Annotated in this window: 16 protein-coding genes; 13 read left to right on the forward strand and 3 right to left on the reverse strand. The window is 67.8% G+C overall.

Annotated elements, in window-relative coordinates; all coding sequences use genetic code 11:
* Window positions 1-112: 112 nt before the first annotated feature.
* The 9 genes from FOC40_RS04715 (at window position 113) to miaB (ending at window position 9392) form a co-directional block, all read left to right on the forward strand.
* Complete coding sequence (locus FOC40_RS04715; protein ID WP_003796157.1) at window positions 113-1012, forward strand: PfkB family carbohydrate kinase; 900 nt, start codon at window positions 113-115, stop codon at window positions 1010-1012.
* 57 nt (window positions 1013-1069) lie between these two features.
* Window positions 1070-3925, forward strand: coding sequence for an FtsK/SpoIIIE family DNA translocase (locus FOC40_RS04720; RefSeq protein WP_155844122.1), 2856 nt, complete (start codon window positions 1070-1072; stop codon window positions 3923-3925).
* Between the two features lie 17 nt (window positions 3926-3942).
* Window positions 3943-4659 carry a CDP-diacylglycerol--glycerol-3-phosphate 3-phosphatidyltransferase gene (gene pgsA / locus FOC40_RS04725; RefSeq protein WP_003796163.1) on the forward strand — a complete coding sequence of 239 codons (717 nt, stop codon included), beginning with the start codon at window positions 3943-3945 and terminating at the stop codon, window positions 4657-4659.
* Between the two features lie 170 nt (window positions 4660-4829).
* The gene (locus FOC40_RS04730; protein WP_003792723.1) at window positions 4830-5144 is read left to right on the forward strand and encodes a helix-turn-helix domain-containing protein; all 315 of its coding nucleotides are present in this window, start codon (window positions 4830-4832) and stop codon (window positions 5142-5144) included.
* A gap of 3 nt (window positions 5145-5147) precedes the next feature.
* On the forward strand, window positions 5148-5372 hold the full coding sequence (locus FOC40_RS04735; RefSeq protein ID WP_003796165.1) for a DUF3046 domain-containing protein: 225 nt from the start codon (window positions 5148-5150) through the stop codon (window positions 5370-5372).
* 248 nt (window positions 5373-5620) lie between these two features.
* Window positions 5621-6712, forward strand: coding sequence for a recombinase RecA (gene recA / locus FOC40_RS04740; RefSeq protein WP_003796169.1), 1092 nt, complete (start codon window positions 5621-5623; stop codon window positions 6710-6712).
* 3 nt (window positions 6713-6715) lie between these two features.
* Window positions 6716-7342, forward strand: a complete 627-nt coding sequence (locus FOC40_RS04745) for a regulatory protein RecX (protein WP_003796172.1) — start codon at window positions 6716-6718, stop codon at window positions 7340-7342.
* On the forward strand, window positions 7330-7842 hold the full coding sequence (locus tag FOC40_RS04750) for a CinA family protein (RefSeq protein WP_003796175.1): 513 nt from the start codon (window positions 7330-7332) through the stop codon (window positions 7840-7842). Before FOC40_RS04745 ends, FOC40_RS04750 begins: the two co-directional genes overlap by 13 nt.
* Before the next feature lie 11 nt (window positions 7843-7853).
* Window positions 7854-9392: a tRNA (N6-isopentenyl adenosine(37)-C2)-methylthiotransferase MiaB gene (gene miaB, locus FOC40_RS04755; protein WP_003796177.1), complete on the forward strand. Its 1539-nt coding sequence runs from the start codon at window positions 7854-7856 to the stop codon at window positions 9390-9392.
* 383 nt (window positions 9393-9775) lie between these two features.
* Here the strand turns inward: miaB and FOC40_RS04760 are convergent, their stop codons facing one another.
* Both FOC40_RS04760 and FOC40_RS04765 read right to left on the reverse strand, forming a co-directional pair.
* Entirely contained in the window at window positions 9776-10306 is a 531-nt protein-coding gene (locus tag FOC40_RS04760; protein ID WP_003796179.1) for a hypothetical protein, read from the reverse strand.
* Window positions 10299-10745: a hypothetical protein gene (locus tag FOC40_RS04765; protein ID WP_003796180.1), complete on the reverse strand. Its 447-nt coding sequence runs from the start codon at window positions 10743-10745 to the stop codon at window positions 10299-10301. Before FOC40_RS04765 ends, FOC40_RS04760 begins: the two co-directional genes overlap by 8 nt.
* A gap of 60 nt (window positions 10746-10805) precedes the next feature.
* On the opposite strand from FOC40_RS04765, the gene miaA reads away from it, so the two are divergent.
* A complete protein-coding gene (miaA, locus tag FOC40_RS04770) occupies window positions 10806-11795 on the forward strand; it encodes a tRNA (adenosine(37)-N6)-dimethylallyltransferase MiaA (RefSeq protein ID WP_003796184.1) in 990 nt (329 codons plus the stop codon).
* A gap of 47 nt (window positions 11796-11842) precedes the next feature.
* Complete coding sequence (gene dapF, locus FOC40_RS04775; RefSeq protein WP_003796185.1) at window positions 11843-12766, forward strand: diaminopimelate epimerase; 924 nt, start codon at window positions 11843-11845, stop codon at window positions 12764-12766.
* Between the two features lie 69 nt (window positions 12767-12835).
* Here the strand turns inward: dapF and FOC40_RS04780 are convergent, their stop codons facing one another.
* Window positions 12836-13450, reverse strand: a complete 615-nt coding sequence (locus FOC40_RS04780) for a class I SAM-dependent methyltransferase (RefSeq protein WP_003796186.1) — start codon at window positions 13448-13450, stop codon at window positions 12836-12838.
* Window positions 13451-13535: 85 nt separating this feature from the next.
* Here FOC40_RS04780 and hflX point away from each other — a divergent pair, with 85 nt between their 5' ends.
* Both hflX and FOC40_RS04790 read left to right on the forward strand, forming a co-directional pair.
* On the forward strand, window positions 13536-15068 hold the full coding sequence (gene hflX, locus FOC40_RS04785) for a GTPase HflX (protein WP_039929716.1): 1533 nt from the start codon (window positions 13536-13538) through the stop codon (window positions 15066-15068).
* The gene (locus FOC40_RS04790; protein WP_003796191.1) at window positions 15065-17005 is read left to right on the forward strand and encodes an ATP-dependent DNA helicase; all 1941 of its coding nucleotides are present in this window, start codon (window positions 15065-15067) and stop codon (window positions 17003-17005) included. Before hflX ends, FOC40_RS04790 begins: the two co-directional genes overlap by 4 nt.
* Window positions 17006-17085: the final 80 nt, after the last annotated feature.

The following is a 17085-nucleotide window of genomic DNA, read 5'->3' on the forward strand; positions in this document are numbered from 1 at the left end:
CAGTCTTCATTGACGAGGCCCTCGCGCGCTGGGCGGTAGCGCGCGCTTGAAGGAAGGAATCTACGTGTCGGGTCGTTTCATTTCGACGCACTCTGTTGCGCTCGTGTTGCCGATGCACATCGCATACGTGCCCGAGCGTGGCGGATCCGTTCATGCGGATGCCGCCAGCTCGCGCCCGGGCGGTGGCTTCACGACCCTGTGCGCCGCTGCGGCCATGGGTGTGCCGACGGCAGCTGCGTCGCCGCTTGGCACGGGTCCGAACTCTTTCGCCGTTCGTCAGCAGCTGGTCGAGGCCGGCGTCGAGGTCCTGACCCCCGAACTGGTGGGTGACATCGGAGTCGTCATTCAGCTCATCGTCGAAGACGGGTCGATGCGTTCGGTCGTGACGGCCGGCGTCGAATCGGAACCGTCGCGCGGTGCGCTTGCGAGCATCGAGCTGCGCGAGGGGGACGTGGTCCACGTGGCCGCTTCCGACATGACGAGCGCGCACGCGGCTTCCGAGCTGAGTGAGTGGGCCGCATCCCTGCCGCCCTTCGTGACACTCGTCGTTTCGGTGTCTCCCGCAGTCGCGCAGGTTCCCGTTGAAGCGTGGGAGGTGATCTTCCCCCGTGCCGACGTCGTGACAATGAGCAGCTGGGAGGCCGCCACTCTCGCCGGTATTCTCGACGCCAACCGTCACGGCTCCACGATCCGCACCTACATCCGCCCGGACGTGGCGACGGTTCGGCGCGTGGGGGAGCGGGGGTGCGAGCTGCAGAAGGTCGCGGATGCTCCCGTCATCTCGATTCCCGCGTTCCAGTCGCGTATCGCGGACACCGCGGGCGTGGGCGATACCCACATCGGAGAGATGTGTGCGGGCCTGGCCATGGGCTACGACCTGGAGACCGCGTGCCTCATGGCGAACGCGGGTGCCGCGCTGGCCATCTCCCACGAGTCGGCTCTGCCCGTTCCCACGCGTGATCAGGTTGAAAACGTGCTCGAAACCGGGGTTGTTACGAACATCCTGCGCTGATCTCGCGCGGCGCGCCTGGCAGAGTGGGGCCGAGGCGGGCGATATGGTGGAAGGATCATGGCACAATCGTCTCCACGCTCGTCGTCCGGTAAGGCTCCCGCGCGCCCGCGCGCCAAGGGAGGCTCGAACAAGTCCGCCCAAGCGCCCCAGCCCGAAGCGACGCAGCCAGGTTTCCTGGCACGTTTCTTTTCCGCGCTCGGCCGCGCCGGTGTCGGTGCCGTGCGCGCATGGAAGGCGACCGATTCGCAGGTTAAGCGTGATGCTGCGGCCTTCGTTGCAGTTGCCGCGGCCATCGTTATCGCGTTGCGCGAGTGGTTCCAGGTTTCCGGCGAGGCCGGGGATGCGATCCACCACGCCTCCGCCGGCCTGTTTGGCATCTTCTCGGTCGTCCTGCCCCTCGTCCTGATCGCCCTGGCCGTCGAGCTCGTCTCCGCGCGATCCGGGCGATCCGCGCTGCCCCACCACGTGGCAGGCGGCATCGGCATCACCGCAGCGCTCACCGGCCTGGTCCACATCTCGCGTGGAAATCCCGCGATGGGCACCGAACCTGGCATTGAGGCGGCCGGTGGCCTGCTCGGCTGGTTCGTCGCACGCCCCCTCGCCCTGCTGTTGTCCGGCTGGGGTGCGGGTGCCCTCATGATCCTCCTCCTGGCCTACTCGATCCTGCTCGCCACGCGTACGGCCGTCGCTGAGGTTCCCGCGCGCCTGCGCGACCTCGCCGCCCACCTCAGCGGTGAGCGCCCCGAGGGTGAGGCTGGAACGGCCGATCAGGCGGGCGGAGACCCAGCGAAGGAAGCGCGCCGCCACGCACGCAAGGGCCTCGCAGCGGGAGACGACGCCTTCCTCGACGAATACGACGGCGACGAGTCCTTCCGCAAGGCGACCGACACGGAATCCGTGGGGGACACCCGCCTCCTGGAATCCGGTGCCATCGCGGCCCCCGCACCCACCCCAACTCCCGCGCCCCGGCCTCGTGCCACGACGCCCGACGCGCCCACCGAGATGCTCACCCAGATGCGTCCCGCCGTGGCCGCCGTGCCCGTCCAGGTGCCCGCGCACGTGCCCGAACCCGAACCGGAGCCCGAGGACGCGCCGGCGCCCCCGCCGATCACCGACGAGCCCGAGGGGGCATTCCAGCCCAACCTCGACGACTCGATCAGCTACACGCTGCCGTCGGAGGACCTCCTTGTCTCCGGCCCGCCCCATATGACCCGATCCTCCGTCAACGACCAGGTCGTCGCGGCCCTGGGGCAGGTCTTCGCGGACTTCAACGTCGACGCGCGCGTCACCGGCTTCTCCCGAGGCCCGACAGTCACCCGCTACGAGGTCGTCCTCGGTGCCGGCGTGAAGGTCGACAAGCTCACCAACCTGTCGAAGAACATCGCTTACGCGGTGGCCTCCGCCGACGTGCGTATCCTCGCGCCGATCCCCGGCAAGAGCGCGATCGGCATCGAGATCCCCAACGCCGACCGCGAAAACGTGGCCCTCGGCGACGTCCTGCGCTCCGCAGCCGCACGCCGCAACCAGCACCCGCTCGTCGTCGGCGTCGGCAAGGACGTCGAAGGCGGCTACGTCGTCACCAACCTGGCCAAGACCCCGCACATGCTGGTGGCCGGCCAGACCGGTTCCGGTAAGTCCTCCTTCGTCAACTCCATGATCACGTCGATCATGATGCGTGCGACGCCCCAGCAGGTGCGCATGATCCTCGTTGACCCCAAGCGCGTGGAACTCACGATCTACGAGGGCATCCCGCACCTCATCTCGCCCATCATCACCGACGCCAAGAAGGCCGCCGAGGCCCTCGAATGGGTCGTCAAGGAGATGGACGCGCGCTACGACGACCTGTCGGACTACGGCTTCAAGCACATCGACGACTTCAACAAGGCGGTGGCCGCCGGACAAGTCCAGGCCAAGCCCGGGCTGGAGCGCACGCTGCACCCCTACCCGTACCTGCTCGTGGTCGTCGACGAGCTCGCCGACCTCATGATGGTCGCCCCGCGCGACGTCGAGGCGTCGATTCAGCGCATCACGCAGCTGGCGCGCGCCGCCGGCATCCACCTGGTGCTGGCCACGCAGCGCCCCTCCGTCGACGTCGTCACCGGCCTCATCAAGGCCAACATCCCCTCGCGCCTCGCGTTCGCGACCTCCTCGCTGACCGACTCGCGCACGATCCTCGACCAGCCCGGCGCCGAAAAGCTCATCGGCCAGGGTGACGCGCTCTATTTGCCCGCAGGTGCCTCCAAGCCCATGCGTGTCCAGGGCGCCTGGGTCTCCGAATCCGAGATCCACCAGATCGTCTCCCACGTCAAGAGCCAGATGGAGACGCACTACCGCGACGACGTCGTGCCCGAAAAGAAGGAAGCCAAGGTCGCCGAAGACATTGGAGACGATCTCGAAGACCTGCTGCAGGCCGCCGAGCTTGTCGTCTCCACCCAGCTCGGCTCCACCTCGATGCTCCAGCGCAAGCTGCGCGTCGGCTTCGCCCGCGCCGGTCGCCTCATGGACCTGCTCGAGTCGCGCGAAATCGTCGGCCCCTCCGAAGGGTCCAAGGCGCGCCAGGTGCTCGTCACCCCCGAGCAGCTGCCCGAGGTTCTCGCCATGCTGCGCGGAGAGTCCGCCGGCATTGCCGAGCCAGAGCCTGAGCCCGCCCCTGCGCCCGCTCCGGCCGCTCCCGAGGGGGCGCCCAGCCCGGCCAGCGGCGCCACCGCGGGTGCTGCGGGGGAGGCTCCTGCCTCGTCCCCGGCCGATGCAGCTCCCGCTTCCGGTTACGAAATGGGCACGGCATCTGCCGGCGATTCGCGCGGCAGTGGGGTTGACCCGTACTCTGGTCATAACTTTGGTGGGTCCTCTCCCGACTGGGTCGACGAGGAGCCCGAGGATAACGAGGACGCTTGGCAGCTCACGGGCCGCTGAGTGGGAAGGAAACGGTCATGAGCGAGAACGTGTCGCGCGTGCAGCGAGGCAGCAAGGTTCCCGTGGTGAACCTGCCCAACGCGCTGACCGTTTTACGTCTGGTCCTCGTTCCAGTGTTCGTGGTCCTGGGCCTGCAAAGCGCGTCGTGGACCGCGCTGTGGGCGGCATTCGTCGTCTTCGCCGTCGCCGCGATTACGGACCGCTTCGACGGGAAACTCGCGCGCTCCTGGGGGCAGATCACCGACTTCGGTCGCATCGCCGACCCTATCGCCGACAAGGCCCTGACCCTGTGCGGCTTCGCCCTGCTGTCCTACCAGGGGTATCTGCCCTGGTGGGTGACGATCCTCATCGCCGTGCGCGAGCTGGGCATCACCGCGATGCGTGCTTTTTTCCTGCGCCGAGGCGTCGTCGTGTCGGCGAACCAGGCGGGCAAGCTCAAAACCTTCATGCAGATGGTGGCTCTGGGTACGCTGCTGATCCCGTGGGCGCACTTCAAGCACATCAACGACGGCAATGAGTGGTGGGTTGTCCTTCTCATTCGCCTCGGGCAGATTTTCGCGGGCGTTGCGCTCGCGCTGACGCTCTACTCGGGCTTCATGTACGTCATCGACGGCGTGCGCCTCATGCGCGGGGCGAGCGCTGACGAGGCCGTGGGGGACTCGCGCGACAACGATGCTCCGGAGGAGCCTGCGCCGTCACGCCGGGGCACTGCGGGCCAGCATCTCCAAAGCTGAGTGCGGGTGACGCAACCCATATCGACATCGAATCGGCGGTGGAATAAGCCTCAAAGTGCCCGCGTTGTACGGGTATGAATGCAACGCGAGGAATGAAAGCGGAACGTCACAGCGTTTCGATGTGCGAACTTACAATGCGTCCCTCGAAACAGAACGGCTACAGTAACAGTATGGAAAAGACACTGAGCGAAACTCCGCTGCTGCGCAGCGAACTGGGCGATGTCCTGCGCGGCATCCGCCAGCGCCAGGGTCGAACCCTGCGCGAAGTCTCTTCGGAGGCCCAGGTCTCCCTCGGCTACCTGTCCGAGGTTGAGCGCGGCCAGAAGGAGGCCTCGTCGGAGCTGCTCGAGGCGATCACCTCGGCTCTGCGCGTGCCGCTGTGGTTCGTGCTTCGCGAGGTTTCCGAGCGCATGGCGATCATCGATGGTGCGGTCATTCCTGACGCGGTGCCCGACGATATCGTGCCCGTCACGCTGATTTCCTGACGCGTGAAGCACTCTGAGTTTTACGAGGCGGTCGAGGCGACCTTCGGGTCGGCCCTCGGCCGCTCGTATGTCTCCGACCTCTATCTCGCCTCGCTGGGGGCGACCGCGCTCGATGCGCTGTCCGCCGGCGCGAATCCGGACGCGGTCTGGGCGACGCTGTGCGAGGAAACCGGGCGCGAGGATGCGCGCTGGATTCATCGCGTGGATCCGCGTGAGCGGGGGCGCTGACCGACCCGGCTTGTCGGTGTGATCGATGTTCGTCTGATCGGTAGGCGGCGTGTCGATCGACGGTCGAACATGTGTTCCATTTAAGCTTGTGGGCGACGACGCTCCGACGCGTGTCATCCACAGGTGTGACGCGCGCGGGACGCAGATGACGATGGCCGGTCGCATACTCGTCATGTCGCCTCGGAGAGGGGTGGCATTCCAGGCCAGGACACCCGCAGGCCGGAGAGGCCGCAGACGAAAGGAACACCATGGCAGCCCGTAAAGCACCCGCCGCAAAGCCCGCGACCAACGATCGCAATAAGGCTCTCGAAGTCGCCCTGTCGCAGATTGATAAGCAGTTCGGCAAGGGCTCCGTCATGCGCCTGGGCGATGACAACCGCCCGCCCGTTCAGGTGATTCCCACGGGTTCCCTCGCTCTCGACGTCGCCCTCGGCATCGGTGGCCTCCCGCGCGGACGAGTCATCGAGGTCTACGGCCCCGAGTCCTCCGGTAAGACCACGGTCGCTCTGCACGCCGTCGCCAACGCCCAGAAGGCCGGCGGCAACGCGGCCTTCATCGACGCTGAGCACGCTCTCGACCCCGTTTATGCGCGCGCCCTGGGTGTCGACACGGACTCCCTCCTGGTCTCCCAGCCCGACACGGGTGAGCAGGCCCTCGAGATTGCAGACATGCTGATCCGCTCTGGCGGCATCGACATCATCGTCATCGACTCTGTCGCGGCGCTCGTGCCCAAGGCGGAAATCGAAGGTGAGATGGGTGACTCTCACGTCGGCCTGCAGGCCCGTCTGATGAGCCAGGCCCTGCGTAAGATCACGGGCGCCCTGTCCGCGACCGGCACGACCGCGATCTTCATCAACCAGCTGCGCGAAAAGATCGGCGTCTTCTTCGGCTCCCCGGAGACCACGACGGGCGGTAAGGCCCTGAAGTTCTACGCATCCGTGCGCATCGACGTGCGCCGTATTGAAACCCTCAAGGAGGCCGGTGCCCCCGTCGGTAACCGCACGCGCGCCAAGGTCGTCAAGAACAAGATGGCTCCGCCCTTCAAGCAAGCTGAGTTCGACATCGTCTACGGTAAGGGCATTTCGCGCGAGGGTTCGATCATCGACATGGGTGTCGAGGCCGGTATCGTGCGTAAGTCCGGCTCCTGGTTCACCTACGGGGACGACCAGCTGGGCCAGGGCAAGGAGAACGTGCGTCAGTTCCTCGTGGACAACCCCGAGCTGGCTAACGAGATCGAACAGAAGATCCTCGTCTCGCTGGGCATCGGCGAGGCCCCGGATCCGGACCAGGCGTCCCAGGACGTGCCCGACATCGATCCTGATGAGGACGCGGGATTCTGAGTCGTGGTCCGCTACCTGGATCCTGAAGATCATCCCGAGCTGGGGGAGGAGCGCCGCCGGTGTTGCTCACCGGGCGAGAGGCTCGCGCGTGCCCGTGAACGCAATGCGGCCCTGACGGGCACGGCGGCGATCGAGGCCGCGCGCGAGGTTGCCCTGCGTAAGCTCGACGCGCGCGCGTGTTCTCGCTCGGAGTTGACCAGCGCGATCGAAGGGCGAGGCTTCAGTGCCAAGATCGCCGTCGAGGTCGTCGACCGTCTTGAGGCCGTTGGTCTGGTCGATGATCAGGCGTACGCGGACGCGCTCGTCCGCTCGCGTTTTTCTGGGACCGGAGCGTCCGGTCGTGCACTGCGCGAGGTTCTCGTGCGCAAGGGGCTGGACTCTTCGACGATCGAGCGTGCCCTGTCTCAGATCGATCGGGATGACGAGGCGGAGCGTGCGGCCCAGCTGGTGGCTCGCAAACGTCGCTCCCTTGCGGGTGTCCCGCGCGAGACTGCCTACCGTAGACTGAGTTCCATGCTCGCACGCAAGGGGTATTCGCCGTCTGTTGCGTCTGCCGCTGTGCGCGACGCCCTCGACACGTGGGGCGAAGAGGATAGCGGTACTGAGGAGGCCTGGCAGTGGGGACTCTGATTGCAGTAAGCGATGAGGCGCTCGCCGACCTGATAGCGGATCTGACGCAGCGCGGTCTGACGATCGCGACGGCGGAATCGCTAACCGGAGGTGGCCTCGTCGCGCGCCTCGTGGACGTACCCGGCGCCTCTCACGTCGTGCGTGGGGGTGCGTGCACCTACGCGGTTGATACCAAGGCCTCGGTGCTGGGCGTTTCGGAGAGCCAGTTGGCGGCGACGGGGCCGGTGAACGAACAGGTTGCTCGTCAGATGGCCCGAGGGGCGCGCGAGCTGTTCCGCGCAGACATCGGCGTATCGACGACCGGTGTCGCGGGACCGGGGCCCGCTGACGGTTTCCCCGCAGGAACCGTCCACGTCGCCTGCGCTCATCCGGCGGGGGAGGAGCACCGCCTCCTGCATCTCGACGGTCAGCGCGCGGCGGTGCGCGCGGGCGCGATCGACGCTGCTATCGCCCTGGTGCGTGACGTGCTCGACTTCGCCGGTGCGCAGGTGGGCGACTAGACTTCACTGCGATGAATACGATGACGCAGGACGGCACCGCGCTTCCCCGCACCTACGCGGTGCGCACGCTCGGCTGCCAGATGAATGAACACGACTCCGAACGAATGGCGGGTCTGCTGGAGCAGGCCGGCCTCATCCCCGTTGAGCAGGTCCCCGAGGCTGCCGCCCGCGCGACCGACGCCGGTGACATGGGCGCCGACGTCATCGTCATCAACACCTGCTCCGTCCGTGAGAACGCGGCGACCCGCCTCTTCGGTAATCTCGGCCAGCTCGCTTCCGTCAAGCGTGCGCGTCCCGGCATGCAGATTGCGGTCGGTGGCTGTCTTGCCCAGCAGATGCGTGACGGTATCGTTCAGAAGGCTCCGTGGGTGGATGCCGTCTTCGGCACGCACAACATCGACGTGCTTCCGGCGCTCCTGCGCCGTGCCGAGCATAACCGCGCGGCCGCCGTCGAGATCGAGGAATCCCTCAAGGTCTTTCCTTCGACCCTGCCTACCCACCGCGAGAGCGCGTACGCAGCATGGGTGTCGATCTCCGTGGGGTGCAACAACACCTGCACGTTCTGCATCGTCCCGCACCTGCGCGGCAAGGAACGCGACCGCCGTCCCGGCGACATTCTCGCCGAGGTGGAGGCCGTCGCCTCGCAGGGCGCCATCGAGGTGACCCTGCTGGGTCAGAACGTCAACTCCTACGGCGTCGGCTTCGGTGAGCGCGGCGCGTTCGCCGACCTGCTGCGCGCCGTCGGGCGCGTCGAGGGCATCGAGCGCGTGCGCTTCACATCGCCCCACCCCGCAGCCTTCACGGATGACGTGATCGCCGCTATGGCGCAGACCCCCACGGTCATGCCGAGCCTGCACATGCCCCTGCAATCCGGGTCGGACGCGATCCTGCGTCAGATGCGCCGCTCCTACCGTCGTGAGCGTTTCATGGGCATCCTGGAGCGCGTGCGCGCGGCTATTCCGGAGGCTGCGATTACCACCGACATCATCGTTGGCTTCCCGGGAGAGACTGAGGAAGACTTCCAGGCGACCCTCGACGTCGTCGAGCAGGCTCGTTTCTCCTCCGCCTTTACGTTCCTGTACTCTCCGCGCCCGGGTACGCCCGCCGCGGACCGCGAGGACCAGGTGCCCGACGATGTGGCGCTCGAACGCTACCAGCGCCTCGTCAAGCTTCAGGAGCGCATCTGCGCCGAGGATAACGCCGCGCTGGCGGGGACCGAGGTCGAGGTCCTCGTCTCCGAGGGTGATTGCCGCAAGGATGGCGCCACGCACCGTATTTCGGGACGCGCCCGCGACAACCGTCTCGTGCACGTCGCCCTCCCCGAGGGGATGGCCGAGGAGGATCGTCCGCGCCCGGGCGACATGATCCGCGCGACCGTCACCTACGGCGCGCCGCACCACCTGATCGCCGACTCGGGCACGCAGGGCGGCCTGTTCGAGGTGCGCCGCACGCGCGCCGGTGACGCGTGGGAGGCCCGTCAGGCCTCGGACGAACCCGACAACACGGTGTCGCTGGGTATCCCCACGCTGCGCGTGGGAGCCCCGAGCTGACCCTGATCTGCACTGATGTGAGCCTCCTCGGGCAGTGGCCCGAGGAGGCTCACATCTGCAGAGGTGCCGCGCGCGATGAGCGCTGCACGTTTGATCGTTTGTCTCAGTGACAAGCGAGAAAATGTCTCATTGAAATGCGCATGTGACGCACGACTCCTGCGTTACTTTTGTGTCATGGCGATCGTCACGACGACGAGGCGATCGACATGCGGGAGCACTCTCGGTAGTGCGGGTCGATTCGAGCCCCCCTATGCGACCCGTGGCCTCCCAGCGTACGCGGTACGCGCCGCGCCTTCGCATGTAGTCGGCGCACACTCCACCGAGAGTGCCCCGCTCCTCCCAACGGAGGAACGGGGCACTATTCGTTGGATGCGCGGCTGGCGTTACTGGGCAGACTCTGCCAGCAGGCCGGGCAGTTCCTGAGCCGCCGACAGGCCGATGATGAGGCCGCGGCGCAGCATCGCGTGAATCTGGCGGTCCGAGAGGCCCTCGCCCACGAAGAAACGCGAGGCGGCTACCAGGACCCACCTGCCCTCGTCTTCGATCGGGATGACGGTGGGCTGCAGGTGTTCGGTGTTCCAGTGGTTGGCGACCGCCTGGAGGGACAGCTCGGTGTGGCCCTCGCCCTCGGGTTCGATGCGGGTCTCGATCTGCAGCCAGGGGGCGTCGACCGGCTCGCGGTGAATCTGGAAACGCACGTCCTCCAGCTGGGTAACGGCGATGAACTCGCTCGACCCGTGGGGCAGTCCGTCGCCTTCGAGGACGTTCTCGATGCGAGCGATGCTCACCTCGGCGACCTCAGTGCCCCACTTCGCGGCGTACTCGTCGGCCTCCATCGCGGGGGAGGGGGCGGGCGTGGCCTCGGAAACGGCCTCGCCGCCCTCGCCGAAGGTAAAGCTCTTCCACTCAGGCATTGGTGCCCTCCTTGGTCCACTGGTCGGGGAACATGATGTCGAGCTGGTTCATCATGGCGACTGCGGCCATGATGAACTGGGAGACCTCGGCAGCGACCTGGTCGTCCGTCGCACCCACGACCCAGTTGAAAGTGTGCTGCAGGTGCAGGGCGATCGCGCCGGTCTCGGTCGTGCCGGAGGTGACCTTCGGCAGGTAGGTGGAGGCGTTGAGGCGACGCACCGCGGAGGCGATCTGATCGGCGTGCGAGGGATCGAAGAAACGTGGGTAGTCGGCGACGCCCTGGGCGGGGTGGCCCTCGGGGACAGCGATGCGGACGGTGCGGTTCGGCAGGATGGCCGCGACCTGGCCGGTGCTGGACACGAAGGGGATAAGCCCCACGGCCTCGACCGCTCGGGTGATCCGGTCGAGGGTGACCGGGAGAGTGTCAGTTGTGCTCATGGTCTTAAGCCTAGCCGTTGTTGGGTGGTATCTGCGGGAGGCACCCGTACACTGGTGGCCATGGAGACATCGGTGAGGCGCGCGTCGGACGTCCTGTGCGCGGTTGTAGGGCCCACGGCCTCGGGCAAGTCGGATCTGGCCCTGGAGCTGGCCTGCGTGCTTCCGGGTGCGCTGGGTGCGAGCGGCGCGGGCGAGATTGTTTCCGCGGACGCCCTGCAGCTCTATCGCGGCATGGACGTGGGGACGGCGAAGACCCCGGTGGAGGAGCGCCGCGGGATCGCCCATCACCAGATTGACGTGCTCGAGGTTCGCGACGAGGCCTCGGTGGCCGCCTACCAGAAGCACGCGCGAGCCGACGTGGCGGGCATTCACGAGCGCGAAGGCGTCGCGGTGGTCGCGGGAGGCTCCGGCCTCTATCAGCGTGCCCTCCTGGACGTCATCGAGTTCCCGGGCACGGACCCGGCTGTGCGCGCCCGCCTCGAAGAAGAAGCAGAGGGGCCGATGGGCTCGCGCGGCCTGCACGATCGCCTGACCCAGCTCGACCCGGTCTCGGCTGAGCGCATCGACCCGCACAACGCCCGCCGGATCATCCGCGCCCTCGAAGTCATCGAGCTGACCGGGCGCCCCTATTCGGCGTCCATGCCCCGCCACGAGTTCGTGGCGCCCTCGCTCATGGTGGCGCTGCGCCGCCCGATGGAGGAACTGGACGGCCGCATCGCGGTGCGTACCCGCGCCATGATGGACGGCGGACTCATCGAGGAAGTGCGTGCCCTCATCGATGTGGGCCTGCGCGAGGCGAAGACCGCCTCCCGCGCCACGGGATACGCCCAGGCGCTCGCGGTCATCGACGGACAGATGAGCGAGGACGAGGCCGTGGAATCTATCGCGCTGGCCACGCGTCAGCTGGCGCGCCGCCAGGTCAAGTGGCTGCGGCCGGACCCGCGCGTGCACTGGTTGGACGTGGAGAATTTCGACTCGAACGAGGCCGTGGCGCGCCACGTCGTCGAGCTGACGCAGCGCGAGGCAGAGTCCTCCCTGGGACGCTCGTAACGCGGGCGGGGGCTGCGCGCCCTGGAGTCGGGGGTTACGGTGGAGCCATGATGAACACGCAGCTGCCCGCCCACGCCCGCGTCGTCAAGGCCCACGGTGCCGGTAATTCCTTCGTCGTCGCCACGGACCAATACGACGACTACGACCCCAGCGAGGTCGAGGTTGCGACGCTGTGCTCGCCGGCCTTCGGAATCGGCGCGGATGGCTTTATCCGGGCCGTTGAACGCGACGGCCTGTGGTTCATGGACTATCGCAACGCGGACGGCTCGAAGGCGGAGATGTGCGGTAATGGCGTGCGCGTATTCGTCGATCACCTGCGGCGCGAGGGCCTCGTGGATCTGCCGATTGGGCAGACGCTGGACGTGGCCACGCGCGGCGGCATCAAGCGCGTGACCCCTGAATCCGAGGACGAGGGGCAGGGGGCGAGCTACCGTGTCGACATGGGGTCGGCGGCCTCTCCGGCGCGCGAGACGATCGACGTGCGAGTTCCCGGTATTGACGCGGTCCTGGGCGGTATCTGGGTGGACATGCCCAACCCGCACACGGTTGTCGAGCTTGCCGACGAGGAGACCTTGCGCGGCGTCTTCCTGCCCACCGTTGACGTCTCGCAGATCCCGCAGGCCCAGCGTCCCTCCTATGATCCGGCGCCCCAGGCGGGGACGAACCTCGAGCTGGTCGTCGACCTGACCGAGCCGGGTGGGGAGCGTGGGCACATCGTGATGCGCGTGCTGGAACGAGGCGTGGGGGAGACCCAGGCATGCGGAACCGGGTGCTGCGCGGCGGCCCTCGCCACGGCCCTGCGTCGCGGCCCCGGTGCGCCCACCCAGTGGGTCGTCGACATTCCGGGCGGAACGGTCATCGTTGGCCTCGACGGCGTCATCGATTGGTCGGGGGAGAGCCCCCGGATCACGGACGCCTCGGTGTTCCTCACCGGCCCCGCGACCCGAGTCGCGGAGATCCACCTGCCCTGAGCACGGCCCCCAGAAAACGGTGCCGGAGAGCGCGACGAGGCCCCGGCCTCGTCGCGGAAGAGGCGGGCGTCAGGCGGAGCGGACCTCGATGATGCGGAAGCCCTTCTTGGACGCGTACTTCGAGGCCTGGAAGCCCTGGCCGTTCAGCCACGTGATCAGTGAATCCGCGCCCAGGTTGCGCTGGACGACGAGATAGGCGACGCCGGTGGGGGCGAGCCTGCCCAGCCATGCCAGCAGCATCTCGTGCATTGCGTCCTTGCCGACGCGCACGGGCGGGTTCGACCAGATGACGTCGAATCGGGTATCCGACTCCTGAGACGAGGTCAGCGCCTCCTCCGCCTTGAGTGCGCGCACCCCCTTCGCCCCGTTGGACTGGGCGTTGCGCTGCGTCAGATCCACCGCGCGAGAGTTCACGTCCACCGCCCACACGTCGGCATTCGGGGACTCCAACGACATGATCGTTGCGATCGGCCCCCACCCGCAGCCCAGGTCCAGGAAGGTCCCGTCCTCGGGCAGGTCCGGGGCGATCTCCAGGAGCTGGCGCGTGCCCAGATCGAGCTTAGAACCCGAAAACACGCGCGACGACACGCGCATTGACAGATCGAAGCCGCGCGCGCTCACCTCGATCGTGCGGATCTCCTCCGCGCTCGCAGGGGAAGAGTCGGTGAAATACTGTTCGTCCACGGAAGAAAGCCTATCGCGCCCGCGTGCGCAGGCGCAGATGGGGGCGGCGCGTGCGACACTAGAAGCCCCCACGAAAAGGATGGTTATGGACACGACCCACACAGGTGCGGACTCTTCGAAAGAAGAGCGTGACCAGCGCGTCAACGACGTTGTCGCGCGTATCCTTGCGCGCTCCGGAACGGCGCTCGCATCGACGACGGGTCAGGACACCTCCCAGGACGCCGGTGCCCTCGAGCGCGAGGCCCGCGCGGGCACGCGCCGTGTCGACACGGGCGCCTCCGACCGTGAGGATATCTCCGAGGTCGAGTACCGCCAGGTGCGACTCGAAAAGGTCGTGCTCGTGGGCCTGCGCACCACGCAGAGCGAAGAGGAAGCCGAGAACTCGCTGCGTGAGCTGGCCGCACTCGCGGAGACCGCCGGTTCGCGCGTGCTCGACGGTATCATCCAGCGCCGCATGAAGCCCGACCCCGCAACCTACCTGGGGTCTGGCAAGGCCCGCGAGCTGGCCGACATCGTGCGCAGCGTCGAGGCCGACACCGTCATCGTTGACGAGGAGCTGGCCCCCTCCCAGCGTCGTGGGCTGGAGGACGTTGTCGACGCCAAGGTCGTCGACCGCACGGCCCTCATCCTCGACATTTTCGCCCAGCATGCCAAGTCTCGTGAGGGCAAGGCGCAGGTGGAGCTCGCACAGCTCGAGTACCTGCTGCCGCGTCTGCGCGGCTGGGGTGAGTCCATGTCCCGTCAGGCTGGCGGCCGCGTCGCGGGTGGCGCGGGTATCGGCTCTCGCGGCCCCGGTGAGACCAAGATCGAGCTGGACCGTCGCCGCATCCGCACGCGTATGGCGAAGCTGCGCGCGGACATCGCGCGCATGGAACCCGCCCGTCGCACCCAGCGCAATTCGCGCCGCCGCGGGGCAGTGCCGTCGGTGGCCATCGCAGGGTACACGAACGCGGGCAAGTCGACGCTGCTTAACCGCCTGACGGACGCAGGCGTCCTCGTTCAGGACGCGCTGTTTGCGACGCTGGACCCGACGGTGCGTCGTGCGCGCGCCGCAGACGGTCGCGAGTACACCCTCACCGACGCGGTCGGCTTCGTGCGCAACCTGCCCACCCAGCTGGTCGAGGCCTTCCGCTCGACCCTGGAGGAGGTCGGCCAGGCCGACATCATCGTGCACGTCGTGGACGCCGCCCACCCCGATCCGGTCTCCCAGGTTCAGGCCGTGCGCTCGGTCATCGACACGATCGAGGGCGCCTCGGAGATCCCGGAGCTGATCGCGCTGAACAAGGCCGACCTGGCCTCGCCGGAGCAGATCGCACTGCTGCGCACGGTATTCCCGAACGCTGTTCCGCTGAGCGCACACACGGGCTGGGGCGTGGAGGCGCTGCGCGCGGCCCTCGAAGATATGCTGCCCCGGCCTCGCGTGGCCGTTGACGCGATCCTGCCGTACTCGGCTGGCTCCCTCGTGCACCGTATCCACGAGGAGGGCGACGTCGAGCGCGAGGAATACGTCGAGACCGGCACGCGTATCGTCGCGCGCGTCGATGAGGCCCTGGCCGCCGTCATCGCCCGCGAGGCGGTGGGCGGTACCGTGGGTGACGCGGCGGTGAGCGGGGAGTGAGTGCGGACCTGGTCGAGGCCTCGGGTCGCGTTCTCGACGCGGTCGTGGCCCAGATGGCCGGGTCCCCGCGCGAGGGGCAGGCCTCGATGTGCGCCGAAGGTGCCGCTGCCCTGGAGGACCGCCAGCATCTTCTCGTACAGGCGGGCACGGGTACGGGCAAGTCCGTCGGCTACCTCGTGCCGCTGCTGACGCACTGCGCGATGAACGGCGTGCGCGGGGTGGTCTCCACCGCGACGCTCGCGCTGCAGCGCCAGATCCTCGTCAAGGACGCTCCGGTGGTCGTCGACGCGGTTGCTTCCGCGACGGGCGCGCGCCTGAAGGTTGCGGTGCTCAAAGGCTGGTCGAACTACGCGTGCCTGCACAAGCTGGACGGCGGGTACCCCACCGAGGGCACGCTGTTTGAGGATCATGACATGAGCGTCGGCCCGACGGGGGAGCTCGGCAAGGAGATCCTGCGCATCCGCGAGTGGATCAGCGAGACCACGACGGGGGACCGCGACGACCTGGTTCCGGGCGTCTCGGATCGAGCCTGGCACCACGCATCGGTCGCCAAACCCGAGTGCCTGGGCAAGCACTGCCCGCTCATCGACGAGTGCTTCGCGCAGGCCGCTCGCCTGGAGGCCGCGGACGCGGACGTCGTTGTCACGAACCATTCGTTGTTTGGTATCAACGCGTGCGGCGAGGGCGAACTCTTCGGCGAGTACGACGCCGTCGTTATCGACGAGGCACACGAGCTGGCCGACCGCGTGCGCTCCCAGGCTGCGGCCGACCTGACGGTCGCCCGTGTGAGCCGCGTGGCCCGCTCCCTGCGCTCGAATCTCTCGATCGATTCCACCGACCTGGACGAGGCCGGGGCCGGGGTGGGCGCGGCCATGTCTCCCCTGGAGGAGGGGCTGCTGGAGTATCGTCCGAGCGCCCTCGTCGACGCGATGATCGTGCTCGACGGCGCGGCCCGTCGCGCCAGTCACGAGGTCTCCGAGGCTCAGGGAGAACCCGCCGCCAAGCTCCTGGCCCGCGCCGCTATCGACGAGCTGATCGGCGCACTCGACGCGTGGGGGCGAGACCCCGACCAGTCGATCGCCTACATCACGAAGGATGAATCGGACAATGCGCGCTTGACCGTCGGACCTCTCGATGTGTCGGCTGCGATCGGCGGAAACGGCATCGGCGAGCGGCCCGCGATCCTCACCTCCGCGACCCTCGCGATTGGCGGAAACTTCGACTTCATGGCCGCCCAGGTCGGCATGGCCGTCTCCGGCGTGCCTTGGCACGGCATTGACGTCGGATCTCCCTTCGATCACGGCCGCCAGGGCATCCGCTACGTGGCGACCCACCTGCCGCTGCCGGGCCGAGACGGGCCCTCCGAGGAGCTGCTCGACGAGCTCGTGGAACTGGCGCAGGCCTCGGACGGTGGAATGCTTGCTCTGTTCGCGTCGCGACGCGGGGCGATGGCGGGAGCGCAGGCCCTGCGCGAGCGCACGGATCTGACCGTCTACCTGCAGGGCGAAGAGACCCTGGCGCAGCTGATCCAGCGGTTCCGGGAGGAGCGCGACTCGTGCCTGGTGGGCACGATGTCCCTGTGGCAGGGCGTCGACGTCGCGGGGGCCGCATGTCGCCTCGTCGTCATCGACAAGATTCCGTTCCCGCGCCCGGATGATCCCGTCTCGCGCGCCCGCTCGATGGACGTCGAGCGCCGGGGAGGGAATGGCTTCGTGTCGGTATCCCTCACGCACGCGGCGCTCATGATGGCCCAGGGCGTGGGGCGCCTCCTGCGCTCGACCGACGACCGGGGAGTCGTCGCGATCCTCGATCCACGCGTGGTGACCAAGCGCTACGGTGGCTTCATCATGCGTTCCCTACCCGCCATGTGGCCGACGACGGATCCGGAGGTTGTTCGCGGCGCCCTGCGACGCCTCGCGAAGGGTTCTGACCGGTAGGGACGAGCGCTCCGCGGGCACGTAAAACGTCGTGCAGATAACGGGCGAGGTTAGGTCTTTATCTGAGACAATGGGGGTGC

Source organism: Schaalia odontolytica, from assembly GCF_009730335.1.
Lineage (GTDB): Bacteria > Actinomycetota > Actinomycetes > Actinomycetales > Actinomycetaceae > Pauljensenia > Pauljensenia dentiphila.